Origin of the sequence: Bacillus sp. FSL H8-0545 (assembly GCF_038006105.1) — a bacterium.
Taxonomy (GTDB): Bacteria; Bacillota; Bacilli; order Bacillales; family Bacillaceae_G; genus Bacillus_A; species Bacillus_A cereus_U.
Map to the genome: position 1 here is coordinate 4,261,416 of NZ_JBBOUO010000001.1, position 13,477 is coordinate 4,274,892.

Below are 13,477 nucleotides of genomic sequence, written 5' to 3' on the forward strand. Positions count from 1 at the left end.
AATGTACAAATAATGATTTATTTGTTTGTTTTTACTATATTATTGATATGAATTTCAGTAAATGACTGAATATAATTCAAAATTTCATCACGCTCATACTCATTTAATAACTCATGATAACAATTAGGCCATTCTTTATATGCCTTATCACTAATTTTAACATTATCAAACCACATGCGGACACGTGTTTTATCTACAAGTTTATCCTCACACGCCTGCATTAGCAAGAGTGGAACATCTGGAAAATCATCTATTTTCTCATGAGCAATCTCGATAGACTTAATCAATTCACTATACCAACGTACTGATACTTTGCGCAAGAACAATGAATCATTCTCCATCGCATCCCTCACTTCATGGTTACGAGTTGACATTTCTACAGTGAGATTTGTTGTAAATTGCAATTTTGGAGCAACGACATTTAATATTTTTGAAGCAGCACGAAGCGGAGCAGAAGGTGCAGCCAATACTCCTAAACAAGGCGAGCTTAATACAATCCCATCTATGTCCTCTCTTTTCGTTTCTTGCATCATACGAATAACGACAAGTCCTCCCATACTATGACCAAATAAAAAAATAGGCAATCTATATTTTCTTGCTTCTTTCACCCATAACTTTATTTCCTCTATGTATTCATCAAATGAATCGATATGTCCTCTATTTCTTGAAGTTGTTCCGTGTGCTGGAAGATCCCCCATAACGACGTGATAACCGCTATGATTCCACATTTCTGCAACTGCTTCATAACGCCCATGATATTCCATAGCACCATGCACGATAATAATGACGGCTTTCGCTTCTTCCGCTTCATAGTTCCACATACGAAACTCCTCCATTTCACTCTTTTTCATAATTTGATACACTAAAACTAGTCTCTAGGAAAGGAAGGCTTTACATGATATATCCTTACAAAGAAAAAAATCCGAAAATTGCGAGTAGTGCTTTTATCGCTGACTATGTTACCATTACAGGCGATGTGACAATTGGCGAAGAATCTAGCATTTGGTTTAATACAGTCATCCGCGGTGATGTATCACCAACGATAATTGGAAATAGAGTAAATGTACAAGATCAATGTACACTTCACCAAAGCCCCCAGTATCCTCTTATTTTAGAAGATGACGTTACCGTTGGGCATCAAGTTATTTTACATAGCTGCAAAATTGAAAAAGATGCTTTAATTGGAATGGGATCTATCATATTAGATGGCGCTGAAATTGGTGAAGGAGCTTTCATCGGTGCTGGTAGTCTCGTTTCACAAGGAAAGAAAATCCCTCCTAATACGTTAGCTTTCGGTCGTCCTGCGAAGGTCATTCGCGAATTAACAGAAGAAGACCGTAAAGATATGGAACGTATCCGCACACAATACGTTGAAAAAGGACAATATTATAAATCGTTACAAAAATGATTTTATCGCTGCCATAAGACTGGCAGCTTTTTTTATGAAAAAATCTAACTTTTTCTTTACAAAACATTATTATTCCCTCAATAAAATCTTATTAAAATAGAAGTTAATAACTCCATATATATGTAAATGAGGGAGGAAAAATCTCATGAAGGTCAGTGGACTATATAAAATAGAATGTTACATTTTCAAAGGAATTAATCGCTACTTTGATCAAAAAACATTAAACATCTTTTTCAGCAATATTACCCATATTGGTGGTGCAAGTTTTTCCATTGCACTTACCCTATTCTTTTTAATTTTCGCAACAGGGAATTTGCATCAAGCTGCAATTGCAACTGCTATTTCTTTAACAATTAGCCATATTCCTGTGCAAATATTAAAAAGATGGTATCCACGAAAACGCCCTTATTTAACAATTCAAGATGCGAAATATCCAGTACAGCCTTTAAAAGATCATTCTTTTCCATCCGGACATACAACGGCTGTTTTCTCTGTCCTCATTCCATTTATTTGCTATAATCCAAACTTGCTTGCTTTTCTATTACCGTTAGCGCTATGCGTCGGTATTTCCCGTATTTATTTAGGGCTTCATTATCCGTCAGATGTATTTGTAGGCATGTGCCTTGGCACTTGCTCTGGCATCATCTCTTTTTATCAATTCATTCCACTCATGTAAAGGAGCGATATGATGAGAGTCGCCATATTTACCGATACATTTACACCACAAGTCAACGGTGTGGCGAAAACTTTGGAACGTTTAACTAAATATTTTCAAAAAGAAAATATCGCCTATTCTGTTTTCGCCCCTCAGCATACGGCAGAAGATAATTTCGTTACGAATGTGAATAAAATGAGAAGCATCCCGTTAACAATATTATATCCAGAATGTCGCTTTGCCTTTCCTACTCCGCGCATTAAACGGGAACTTCTTGCCTTTAAACCTGATATCATTCACATTGCTACGCCTTTCAATATGGGACTTTGTGGATTATATTATGCCAAAAAGTTAAATATCCCGGTCGTCGGTTCTTATCATACTGATTTTGACGCCTATTTACGCTATTACAAAATCGAATTTCTCTCCAATATGCTATGGAACTATTTAAAGTGGTTTCATAGTCATATGCAAAAAAACTTTGTTCCTTCTCCTGAAACATTACATCAATTAAAGAAGAAAGGATTTCAACAGCTCTATATTTGGGGACGTGGTGTAGATTGTACTCTCTTTCATCCAACTTACAATAAAGACCTATTCCGAAAAAAATATAATATTACAGCGGAATATATTCTTTCTTACGTCGGACGTCTTGCTCCGGAAAAAGATATCGACACTCTTCAAACACTTATTCAAATGACAAACAAAAAACGTGACGATATTCATTGGCTCATCGCTGGAGATGGTCCTCTCGCGAAGGGCCTGCATGAAAATGTTCAAAAAACAAATGTAACCTTTACTGGATATTTACAAGGCGTGGATTTAGCTGAAGCCTACGCTTCCTCTGATCTAATGGTATTTCCATCTACTACTGAAACATTTGGGAACGTTGTACTTGAATCACTTGCATGTGGTACACCTGTCATTGGTGCGAATAGTGGCGGGGTTAAAAATATTATTACAGATGGAAAAACGGGAGTTCTATGCGAACCCAAAAATGAAGACTCATTTTTATCATCTATTTATGAATTGTTAAATAATGAAGAAATGCGTAAACAAATAAGCCTAGATGCTCGATCCTATGCTGCTACACAAAGTTGGGATGAAATTTCTAATAATTTACTCATGCATTATGATGATGTGATTCAAAGTCGAAAAGCGGAAATGCTAGCTTAAACGCAGCTTATGTATCATCAATTTGCAAGATAAAAAGAGATCACACTTCGAAGTGTGACCTCTTTTTATCTTGCGCTTTTATTTAGCGGTTCAGTTGGTACATAGATATAATGAATAAAATTCGAACTTATTTTTCTTCCCCTTTTGTCTGAGCCGCATCGAAAGTCCAGTTCAATTTCAATGTATCTCCTTGGAATACGTTTTGATCTTCTCCATTATCTTCAAATATGAATTTCACATAGAAAGTGTCATCCGTGCCTGGAGCAAGTCCGTTTCCTTCCCAGTTTACGACACCTTTTTCTACAAGATCAGGCAAGTTGCCATCAGCAGTAGCTTGTTTCAATTCAGACAAAGTAGTTTCCCATACAGGAACTGTGTTTTTGTCTATGTTCCATAAAAACTCCACTTTGACATGATCACCGAAATCAGCATTTCCATTATCACCTTTTGCATCTGTTACAGTGTAATCAGTAAGAAGATGAACGTCCTTAATTTTCAAAGTACCGCTGTTGATTAAGTGGAAATCGCGTTCTATTTGATCACCTGGTTTGATTTTGTCCACATCGATGATAACTTGTGGATCAATGCTCAAATCTAACGTACCAGCCGCAAACGTGTTTTCTGATACTTCTTTATCACTGAAGTACGCAAACGTTCCGCCTCCGATTAAAGATAAACCAAGAACTGCAGATGCAACACCCATACCAACCTTTTTCTTAAGACTCACTTTAACAATCCCCCTATTTTTATAATATCTAAACTATTAAACAGCTGATAAGTCCTTATGAAGTAAAAACGAATTGTTTCCTTATCTGATGTCTTTTAGATTTACCTCTAAGATAGTCACTAAATTCTTAATAAAGAACTTCTCGTTTTATTTAAGAGCGACTATCGATATTTACAGAAGATGATATTTCTCCCTCTTTTATCAGCAGCCGCTCTTAAGACACCTTCTTTTTATCCCGCTATTTGTGGGCAGTAAAACTCCCACCTCAAAATTCGGCTGGAGCAAAGAAGTTAGGTGGAAGCCCTGCTGCCCGTAAACGCCCGATTGGTGAAGGCTAATAATCAGTGGGGGATGAACAAAACCCCCACTGATTATAGTTTCACTTTATTTCTTCGGTTCTAGACCGATCTGACGTAGGAAATCTGCCAGTCCTTTTTTACCAATTGTTTCTTTTGGCTTAACTACTTCTGGAACACCGACTTCTTTTTGCAAGAAGTTTTTCTCAATGAAGCGGACATCTGTCTCGTCCACGACACCATCTTGATTAATATCTTCCGGCACGATGGATGCATCTTTCTTACCGTATACATTAACTACACTTTGCATATCGCGAATATCAATCAATCTATCACCATTCACGTCCCCTGCAAGACTTTTAGCACCTAATCTAACATGTTGCCCGCGCATCTCACCGTTTACAGAATATCCAGGAATGAATTTCTGCATCGATTTGAGATGTCCCGGAATATCGAAAACAACTGTGTATGCTTCAGTAGAAGCTGGGATACCATGAATGGTGTAGAATCCTGTCTTATCAATTGTTCCCTGATATTTTTTACCTTTTGGGGACATCGCATATACTTGGGCACCGATTTTTGTATAATCCGCTTTTCTCAAATACTGAGAGCCCTCAGGCCCAATCAAAAATGCTTCCGGTTTGATGGAACCCTGCACTCTCGAATGCGTTGGAATAAGGTTAAAATTTTGCGTGTTGTAAAACGGAATGGCAGTAGCTGCTATTTGTCCCGCTTTCATATAAGACGCCTGTTTTACATTAAATCCGGTAACATTATCGAAATATGCATCACTTACTACTTTGAACGTGACATCAAGGAAAGGCATATCTCCGTTCATACCGCTGAATGAATTCCCTTTCATAGATGCGCCGCCCTTCACTGTATTAGTGTAAGTTCCTTCTGTCACCACAGGTTCTTGCAGCGATACCTCCAAGCCATTTTCCTTTGCATACTGATTTACCGCATTGTTCAGCTTCACATTCTCAAACTTAAACAAATCTTTCATGAATTCGACCTGGAATTCCCCAGATACAAGCTGCTTTACATTATTAAGGCTAAGTGTCATCGTAACGTTATCGCCGACTTTCACATCTGTCTTATCATAACTAGAAGTCGTATATTCCGTACCTTCTTTTACAAAGACATAGTTTTGTTTACCCATTGCCGTTGCAAGATCAAACGTAGTCAAAGTCAAACGTAAAGGTTTTGTTGCAATATCACTTTCCTCAATTCCGAATTTTACGTCTCCGTTTGCTTGGATTGGGAACGTCCCATCTATGAATCCAGAGTTTGCAGAGTAACCCATTGTGTTGGACGATTGATCATAGTTTAAGCCTTTCGATTTTAATACATCTACCGTCGAATCTTTAGCTGTTCCATGCAACCATACCGCTTTTTGCCCATCCTCTTCCGTAAACATAGAGTCATTGATCTCTATTACACCCGGTTTTTTATCCATATTTACTTCCGGTGCTGTATTATCCACGATAAGTGGATTGTCTACAACATACGATTTCCCTTCTTCATCGTGCGCAATCATTTCTAGTGTATAATCGCCTGCCGGAAGCTTCACAGGAAGATCGCCAATCGGCTTGGAAGGATCATTTGTAAATGGATAGACAGTACCGCTGAATACTCCTATAAGAAAAGTTTCTACGTCTGTCAGTAATTTACTAGTGTTCGCTGTTCCTACAAAACCTACAGCTTTCCCTGTTTTACTGTCCTTAACAAGCACGTCGATTGTTTTCATTGGGCTATTCAACTTCATTACTCCGTGAACCATAGGCTCTAAATATTGCCAGAAAGGTGTCGTATTTGTTACGGATGGTTTAGTCGTTTTTATATATTCAAATCCTTTTTCCGTCACCATGACAGCGAATGGAATTTGATACGTTTCGGCCGGATTGTTCGCATTAGTCACATGGATATACCCTTCGTACCTGCCTGTCTTAGCGCTAGCAGGAATCGTGATTTTCGGCTCCAGCTCCTGTGATTGTCCGCTTGCTACTGTAATGGATGCCGGTACCTCAACTTGTACACCATTCTTCACTGCATCTTGAATACCTGTACGTTCATCGTGATACTCCACTTCTACTTTAAAGGATTTTTCTTCTTTGCCATTGTTTTGGACCGTCACTTTTTTACTCGCTTCAATTGGTTTATCACCTTGCTTAAAATGTCTGCCGAACATAATAGATCCTGTTTGCTCATCAATTTCAACAATATTTCCATTCTCAATATTTTTTGTTTTGTCCAATACTTTGATAGATGTGTCCGTATGAACAGCTTGATACGCGTCGATACGCCCCGCACCCACTTCGTATACAGAATTCTTGCCATTCAAATCATCGGATGTATTCATAAGAGCCGCTTTTACATCGAAAGGAGTATATTCTGGATGCTCCTGCAGGATCAATGCAGCTGTACCCGCTACGTGAGGAGACGCCATAGAAGTACCAGACAAGCGTACATATGCATTGCCGTAATTTATACCGTCCTGCGGATCATTGATGTATTCCGGTGCAGTAGAGAAAACCGACACACCAGGAGCGACTACATCTGGCTTAATGTCATAATTCCCATTTACCGGCCCACGGGAGCTGAAATCAGCTAAGTGATCCCCTTCCGTTTTTGTATTGCTCAGCGTCTCGAATTTGAAAGATACTTCACCTAGCGCCTTTAACCGTTCGCCATCTGCTTTTGACAGACGGAAAGATGGAATAAGGCCTACCCCCTCACCTAAGTAGGCAGATATTTGTCCGTCAGCATTGTTATATACGATAACCGCTTTTGCTCCAGCACTTTTTGCATTTTTAATTTTTTCATCAAACGTAATTTCTCCACGCTGAATTAACGCAATTTTTCCGTTAAGATCTTTCCCCGTAAAATCAGCTGGTTTACCAAGTCCCGCAAATACAATTGGTAACGATTGTCCCCCAAAATCTTCTAACTTATCAGGAAAATCTTTACCTAATAGCTGCATATTTTCAAATTTTTCGTTAGATACACTTGCGCTGAATGTAGGAATAGACATGGCAGCATCACTTGCCCCTACTGAAATACCAAGAGCTGCCGTTCCCGGGGAACCAAGCGTTTTTTCGTTTGGTCCGGCGTTACCTGCGGCAACAACTGTTACCACACCTGAAAGCATAGCGTTATTTGTCGCGACAGAAGTAGCATATAACGGATCGTTAGTCTGCGCACCAAGTGACATATTGATAACGTCCATACCATCTGCAATCGCTTTATCTATTCCAGCAAGAATTCCTGCTGTATTACCTCCGCCCCAAGGACCTAATACTCTATAAGCATATAAATCTACATCAGGTGCTACACCTTTCACAGCATAATCCGCATTGTTTTTCTTTTGAGCTGCAATCGTTCCTGCTACATGTGTACCATGGTTTGTATAATACACATAGCCAGGAGATGTTGGCTTACCAGCTTTTATCCAGTCCTCGTATGTCGTTTCCATCGGATCTGCATCGTTATCTACAAAATCATATCCGCCTTTATAGGCACCTTTTAAGTCAGGATGATTATAGTCAACACCTGTATCAAGAACGCCGACTTTAATCTCTTTACCTGTAATGTTTTCTGCATGAAGCTTGTCCACGCCAATTTGCGGAATACTGTCCGCCATTTTTGGCTGAATTGTTTCTTTTGTTTCCTTTGTTTCTACCGGAGGTTCCACTTTTACTTCGTAATCTTTAAAAATACGTTTTACGACTCCGGATTGGATCAACTCCTGCACTGCAACACCAGGTAAAGTCATAGCTACACCGTTGATCGCATTCTTATATTCGCGTGTAACCTTCACTTTTTTCGTATCGTAAGTGCCGGCATCCTTCTTCGATTTTAAGGATTCGACATGTTGTTTGAACACTTTATGCTCTTCATCCACTTTTGCTTGCGCAGTAGTAGTAGTTATTTTCTTCCCTTTCGCCGCTTGTTTCATCACTTCAATTTTTGCTGGAGCTTGATTGAATTCCACGATAACGTTAACTAATTCAGGACTATTAGAATCAATATCAGGTGAAATCGTAAAATTAGGACTTACATCTAGCTGTTCCAACGCTTTTCTTTGTTCTGGAGACAGATTCATTAGTACCTGTTCCGCATTATCAACTGGCTTCAATTCAACCGCACTTTCTGCCAATACGTTATACGGAATACCTTGTGACAATAGCATACCAGTAACTAAAGTTCCTGTAAGAACCCTCCCAAATTTCCCTCTCTTCATACAAGTTCCCCCATCTAAATTTATTTGTATTTGTAGTCATTGCATAACATAAATTTCCGAAGCTTTTAGACTACGACTCTACTTTCTTATCTTATTAAATTTAAACTTTTCTGAAAATTATCAAAAAGTAATATTTTTTTAGTTATTAGTTCTATACCGTATAGTACAAAAGAACTACCCTGTGTTTTATTATTTTGAGTAAAATAATAAAACACAGGGTAGTTCTTTTAAATGATTTTCATTTAAGAAAATGGAACAAGCTGATTTCGCACGGCATATATGACTGCTTGTGAACGGCTTTTCACATTTAGTTTTCTGAAAATCTTATTTATATGGATTTTAACTGTCTTGTCACTGATATATAGAGCTTCAGCAATTTCCTTATTGCTAAAACCTTTGACCAATTCAAACAGTATTTCTTTTTCGCGCTCTGTTAGTTCATTTTCATTTGATTCTGATTTCGTTTGCTGATGATATGTAATCAACTTTTTAGTCATACGCGGATGAATCACAGAATCTCCTTGTAATACCATTCGGATTGCCGCCACTACCTGCTCGGATGATGAATCCTTCAGTAAATAACCGTCTGCACCTGCCCGAAGAGCAGCCATCAAGTATTCATCATGTTCATACATAGTCAATACGAGAACACGGCAGTTCGGATACTGATCTTTCACGAGTGATGTAGCCTCAATACCATTTTTCCCCGGCAAATTAATATCCATTAAAATACAATCAGGCCTACAATCTTCCACTTTCTTTACTACCTCATCCCCGGAAACAGCTTCTCCAACTACTCGCATATCAGATTCGAGTTCCAATATACTTCGAATTCCATCACGCAAAACAGTATGATCATCCACTACTAATATTCGAATCATGATACCCCTCCCCCATTTCTGAATCTGGAATTAACAATGTGATTTCTGTACCTTTTCCTACTGAACTATCAATCTGAAGGGTAGCCCCTAGCTGTTCAGCCTGTTCATTCATATGTAATATACCATAATGCGGCTCATGCTTTGCTTTAATCATAGATTCAAAAAGAGAAAAGCCAATTCCGTTATCCTTTACCTTTAAAAGTACATGTTCCCGTTGATAGCTTAGTAAAATGTCAACTTTATCTGCCTTTGCATGCTTTATAATGTTCTGCAAGCTCTCCTGTAAAGTATCGAAGATGACTCGTTCTTTCGTAAAACTAAGTTTTCGAGAACGGCCTCTTTCATGATATAGAATGGCTAGACCATATTCTTGTTTTAAGGATTGAACTTTATTTATAATTGCTTGTTTTAGTCCTAATCTTTGTGTTGGATATGGCTTTAAAGCATAAATAGAATAACGAACTTCACTTAAACTCTTCCGTAATTTTTTTATGCTTGTATCTACCACTTGCTGCATGTCCTTTGGTCGATCTGCATATTTTTTCTGAGCTGACTCCATCTGAAATATCACTCCAGCCAATGCTTGTGCGATTCCATCGTGGATTTCACGAGCAATTCGATTTCTTTCTTCTAAAATCGTTCTTTTTTCCTGTTCAGAGACGAGTGTCCGTGTTTTAAGCAAGCTACCTAATTGATTGGCAAACGTAGCTAAAGTCTGTACATCTTCAGTAATAAAACTCGCACTCCTGCTTTTCCCTGCCACAAACATTCCAACTAATTCATGATTTACCTTAAGAGGTAAATATACAAGCGAGCGCATAGTATTTTCAAACACTTCATCTCCCGGAGCCATACCTGTTTTCCAATCAGTAACAACAACAGTTTCTGATATCTCTTCAAACTTCTTATGCAGGTCAGAATAATTAGAAATATCACGACGTACTTTTCCATCCTTTAATAAAAGTGTCCAGTTCTCTTCATCTTTTGCCCATAAAACATATGCCTGTATTCCTAAGAATCCTTTCAGTGATTGTTTCATCTGCTGTAAGTTTCCGGCAGATAATCCATGACTTAATTCCGTCGTAATGGAAAAAAGCTTATATAATCGTTCTTTTTCCACCCGTATTTGTCTAACGAAAGAGCTAATGATACAAATTGCCACAAGCGGGAAAAAGAAGAATAGAACCATGATTTCATCCATCACTCCGCGATATCGGTAATCTAAAATATGTATAAGTGAAGAATAAAATAAACAAAAACTCAAACTCAAGAGTACTAATATATTCTTTTTACGCCACTCTTCTAGCGGATAGGGCTGAGGAAGAAGTATGATTAAAAGATCGTAAAATAAACTGTTAAAAAGGCAAAGAAATGCGCTGAATAAAAACAAGCTTATAAATTTTTCATATAAAACTGAAAGATTCATTCCAGAAATAAAAAAAGAGAAACATCCACTGGAAAACCATTCTGCTAATACGATACTAAGAGCAAGTTGCGCACAATTGAATACCGTCCTTTGCATAGGTAATCGGCGAAGCAATTGGATACTTAACATCACACCCACACACGAAACAACAGTTATATGCATTCCAAACTGCCAATTCATTGTATAAATAAGTGTAAGGCTGAGTGTGATCCCCCCTCTCCAAATGCGGATAGGAAAATACTCAGTAATTCCCATAAACATAATTAACAACAAAAGCAGTATAAGATGGGAAGGCATTTCACTTAAAAATAAGGAAATAATAACAGCAGTTAAACCAAGAAAAGAGATAGAATAAATATAAAAACTAGCTACTTGCTCTCTCATAGAAGTAAAATCTATCTTTTTCAAAACGATCCCTCCCTCAAAAAAATTTATCCCGCTATTTGCGGGCAGTAAGACTCCCACCTCAAAAGTCAGGTGGGAGCCCTGCTGCCCGTAAACGCCCGATTGGTGAAGGCTAATAATTAGTAGGGGATGAACAAAACCCCCACTGATTATAGTTTCACTTTATTATCATCATTATCTACTAAAAAACCGGCACTGGCAAAATGAGAAGGTTCTCATTAGCCAATCACCGGCTGTGCGCTGTCCCTTAGAAGGGATGACACAATATTAGTATAAAACAGGCCTCTTCATTCCGCCACCCATCAAATGTTATAATTGTAAATATATTCTATGTCTATCATATAGAACTAAAGATGTATATGAATCAATTTCATAATTGGTTTTTACCGGTAGAAGAGATCCATTTTATTCACATAATCCCTACTGCTGAAAATAATTTGGGCTATGAACAAGCTTCATATCACTTTCTCTTCTGTAATTGGCTATATTCTTCTTTTGTATTTACATTCAGAAATAACTCTTTGGGCAGTTGCGATTCTTCCACTGTTACATACCGAACGTGACACTGTGATAATAACTGCTGCACACTTCGTTTCTCCTCTTGCAACAGATATTCTATTTTCTCTTTTACATCGCGATGATAGAGTGCTAAAAGCGGTTGTTTTCGTCCGTCGATAACCGGAACAATCACTTCGATATCTTCATTTATATATGAAACCATTTTTCGTGCCCACTGCTTCGATATATTTGGCGTATCACAAGGTGCAACAATGTACCAATCCGCATGTAAGTGGTTCATTCCTGTTAATAAACCAGCAAGCGGACCGTTTCCTTTATACATCGCGATATCTTCTACAACTGGTACATGCAATATATGCAAGAGATCATTAGTAATCGCTGGGTTGCTAATTACAACAACGTCTGTAACAACCTCTTTCAATGCCTCTATACTATACTCAATAAATGTTTTCCCGCGCCAAGTTGCCAATGCTTTCGGCTCTCCAAAACGACTAGACTGTCCGCCGGCTAATACAATTCCTGCAATTTTCATTGGCGATGCAGCTCAAATGTAATATGACCTAATTCCGGTAAAATTAACTTATTCATCGCAAGACGAACCGCTCCGCTAGACCCTGGCATTGAAAAGACAACTTTACGTCCGATTGTACCGCCGATTGCTCTACTTAACATCGCACTACTTCCGATATCTTCTAAGTAACTTATCATACGGAACAACTCACCAAATCCAACAATTTCTTTATCTAATAACACTGACACTGCCTCAATCGTTACATCACGTTTCGTAATACCAGTTCCGCCATTCGTTAACACAACATCAACATCTTCCCTATGATAACCAGCTAACACAGCCTGCTGAATACTTTCTTTATCATCTTTCACAATTTCATAAGAGTTCACTTTATGTCCTGCTTCTATTAATAATGCATGTAACAATTGACCACTCTTATCCGTCTCTTCCGTACGTGTATCGGAAATCGTTACAATCTTACAACGCACTTCTTTTGGCGCTTGTTTTTTATGTTCAGTTACACTCATTTTTCATCTTCCCCTTCTTAAAAGCTTTTCTTCATTTTATCATACATATCTTTACACAATTCTGTATGAAGCCACCGATACGTCATGATACAATATAAGTATTAAAACCCACAAAAAGGAATTTAAATAGGTATACTATTTCCATTTCTTATACTCCTAGCTTTCACATCATTAGCTACTATTTATCTCTTCTTATGTTTTCTACATAATAGGTTTAGTTTTTAAATTTACAATACAAAATAATTCGGAGGTTCACATACTATGGAACTTTATAAAAAATTAACAACGACATTCATCCTCTTATTTGTCGCTTCCATCACTGTCGGCTTTTCTTTAAAAGGCGCAATTCCATACGCTACATTAGTGAGTATTATATTTGCAACGCTATTTTTACTGAGCAGTGCTTTTTGCGCAGGAAAAGCGCGTCAACTGAAAGGTTGATTGTCTATGTTCCGTAAGAAACCAATCCTTTGTAAATTATGTGAAAAGGAAATACAAACGTATGAAAAAACATGGATTCACATGCCATTTCCGGCAAGTGGTATGACAAATATGAAGAAGTATATTGAGCTAGACGGGGAAGTTTATTGTAGTTCTTGCATTCAAGTAGTAAATAAAGTGAAACTTTAATCAGTGGGGGTTTTGTTCTTCCCCACTGATTATTAGTTGAACCAATCGGGCTTTTACGGGCAGTAAGCCTCCC

At 38.0% G+C, this 13,477-nt stretch carries 12 protein-coding genes; 5 read left to right on the forward strand and 7 right to left on the reverse strand.

Going from position 1 to position 13,477, the window contains the following annotated elements:
* Positions 1–17: 17 nt before the first annotated feature.
* Positions 18–821 carry an alpha/beta hydrolase gene (locus MHI07_RS22355; RefSeq protein ID WP_002112403.1) on the reverse strand — a complete coding sequence of 268 codons (804 nt, stop codon included), beginning with the start codon at positions 819–821 and terminating at the stop codon, positions 18–20.
* A 74-nt stretch (positions 822–895) separates the two neighbouring features.
* Here MHI07_RS22355 and MHI07_RS22360 point away from each other — a divergent pair, with 74 nt between their 5' ends.
* From MHI07_RS22360 to MHI07_RS22370, 3 genes are all read left to right on the forward strand, one after another.
* The gene (locus tag MHI07_RS22360; RefSeq protein WP_002015678.1) at positions 896–1,408 is read left to right on the forward strand and encodes a gamma carbonic anhydrase; all 513 of its coding nucleotides are present in this window, start codon (positions 896–898) and stop codon (positions 1,406–1,408) included.
* Between the two features lie 145 nt (positions 1,409–1,553).
* Positions 1,554–2,084, forward strand: coding sequence for a phosphatase PAP2 family protein (locus MHI07_RS22365; RefSeq protein WP_088079527.1), 531 nt, complete (start codon positions 1,554–1,556; stop codon positions 2,082–2,084).
* A gap of 12 nt (positions 2,085–2,096) precedes the next feature.
* Positions 2,097–3,239, forward strand: a complete 1,143-nt coding sequence (locus MHI07_RS22370; protein ID WP_340826385.1) for a glycosyltransferase family 4 protein — start codon at positions 2,097–2,099, stop codon at positions 3,237–3,239.
* 127 nt (positions 3,240–3,366) lie between these two features.
* Here the strand turns inward: MHI07_RS22370 and MHI07_RS22375 are convergent, their stop codons facing one another.
* The 6 genes from MHI07_RS22375 to MHI07_RS22400 form a co-directional block, all read right to left on the reverse strand.
* Complete coding sequence (locus MHI07_RS22375) at positions 3,367–3,966, reverse strand: TasA family protein (RefSeq protein ID WP_131232026.1); 600 nt, start codon at positions 3,964–3,966, stop codon at positions 3,367–3,369.
* 384 nt (positions 3,967–4,350) lie between these two features.
* On the reverse strand, positions 4,351–8,505 hold the full coding sequence (locus MHI07_RS22380) for a S8 family serine peptidase (RefSeq protein ID WP_340826388.1): 4,155 nt from the start codon (positions 8,503–8,505) through the stop codon (positions 4,351–4,353).
* Between the two features lie 242 nt (positions 8,506–8,747).
* Positions 8,748–9,386 carry a response regulator gene (locus MHI07_RS22385; RefSeq protein ID WP_002160145.1) on the reverse strand — a complete coding sequence of 213 codons (639 nt, stop codon included), beginning with the start codon at positions 9,384–9,386 and terminating at the stop codon, positions 8,748–8,750.
* Positions 9,361–11,220 carry a sensor histidine kinase gene (locus MHI07_RS22390; protein WP_340826391.1) on the reverse strand — a complete coding sequence of 620 codons (1,860 nt, stop codon included), beginning with the start codon at positions 11,218–11,220 and terminating at the stop codon, positions 9,361–9,363. Before MHI07_RS22390 ends, MHI07_RS22385 begins: the two co-directional genes overlap by 26 nt.
* Positions 11,221–11,677: 457 nt before the next feature.
* On the reverse strand, positions 11,678–12,268 hold the full coding sequence (gene mobA, locus MHI07_RS22395; RefSeq protein ID WP_340826393.1) for a molybdenum cofactor guanylyltransferase: 591 nt from the start codon (positions 12,266–12,268) through the stop codon (positions 11,678–11,680).
* Complete coding sequence (locus tag MHI07_RS22400; protein WP_070170620.1) at positions 12,265–12,774, reverse strand: MogA/MoaB family molybdenum cofactor biosynthesis protein; 510 nt, start codon at positions 12,772–12,774, stop codon at positions 12,265–12,267. The genes mobA and MHI07_RS22400 overlap by 4 nt, the downstream gene beginning before the upstream one ends.
* Before the next feature lie 261 nt (positions 12,775–13,035).
* Here MHI07_RS22400 and MHI07_RS22405 point away from each other — a divergent pair, with 261 nt between their 5' ends.
* Together MHI07_RS22405 and MHI07_RS22410 are read left to right on the forward strand one after the other, a co-directional pair.
* The gene (locus MHI07_RS22405) at positions 13,036–13,215 is read left to right on the forward strand and encodes a hypothetical protein (protein WP_002067722.1); all 180 of its coding nucleotides are present in this window, start codon (positions 13,036–13,038) and stop codon (positions 13,213–13,215) included.
* A 6-nt stretch (positions 13,216–13,221) separates the two neighbouring features.
* A complete protein-coding gene (locus tag MHI07_RS22410; protein WP_016106424.1) occupies positions 13,222–13,404 on the forward strand; it encodes a hypothetical protein in 183 nt (60 codons plus the stop codon).
* The last annotated feature ends 73 nt before the right edge of the window (positions 13,405–13,477 follow it).

Bases quoted from the DNA above. Each gene is read 5' to 3' on its own strand.
- MHI07_RS22355 (WP_002112403.1), bottom strand. From the start codon at position 821: ATGTGGAACTATGAAGCGGAAGAAGCGAAAGCCGTCATTATTATCGTG.
- MHI07_RS22360 (WP_002015678.1), top strand. From the start codon at position 896: ATGATATATCCTTACAAAGAAAAAAATCCGAAAATTGCGAGTAGTGCT.
- MHI07_RS22365 (WP_088079527.1), top strand. From the start codon at position 1,554: ATGAAGGTCAGTGGACTATATAAAATAGAATGTTACATTTTCAAAGGA.
- MHI07_RS22370 (WP_340826385.1), top strand. From the start codon at position 2,097: ATGAGAGTCGCCATATTTACCGATACATTTACACCACAAGTCAACGGT.
- MHI07_RS22380 (WP_340826388.1), bottom strand. From the start codon at position 8,505: ATGAAGAGAGGGAAATTTGGGAGGGTTCTTACAGGAACTTTAGTTACT.
- MHI07_RS22385 (WP_002160145.1), bottom strand. From the start codon at position 9,386: ATGATTCGAATATTAGTAGTGGATGATCATACTGTTTTGCGTGATGGA.
- mobA (WP_340826393.1), bottom strand. From the start codon at position 12,268: ATGAAAATTGCAGGAATTGTATTAGCCGGCGGACAGTCTAGTCGTTTT.
- MHI07_RS22400 (WP_070170620.1), bottom strand. From the start codon at position 12,774: ATGAGTGTAACTGAACATAAAAAACAAGCGCCAAAAGAAGTGCGTTGT.
- MHI07_RS22405 (WP_002067722.1), top strand. From the start codon at position 13,036: ATGGAACTTTATAAAAAATTAACAACGACATTCATCCTCTTATTTGTC.
- MHI07_RS22410 (WP_016106424.1), top strand. From the start codon at position 13,222: ATGTTCCGTAAGAAACCAATCCTTTGTAAATTATGTGAAAAGGAAATA.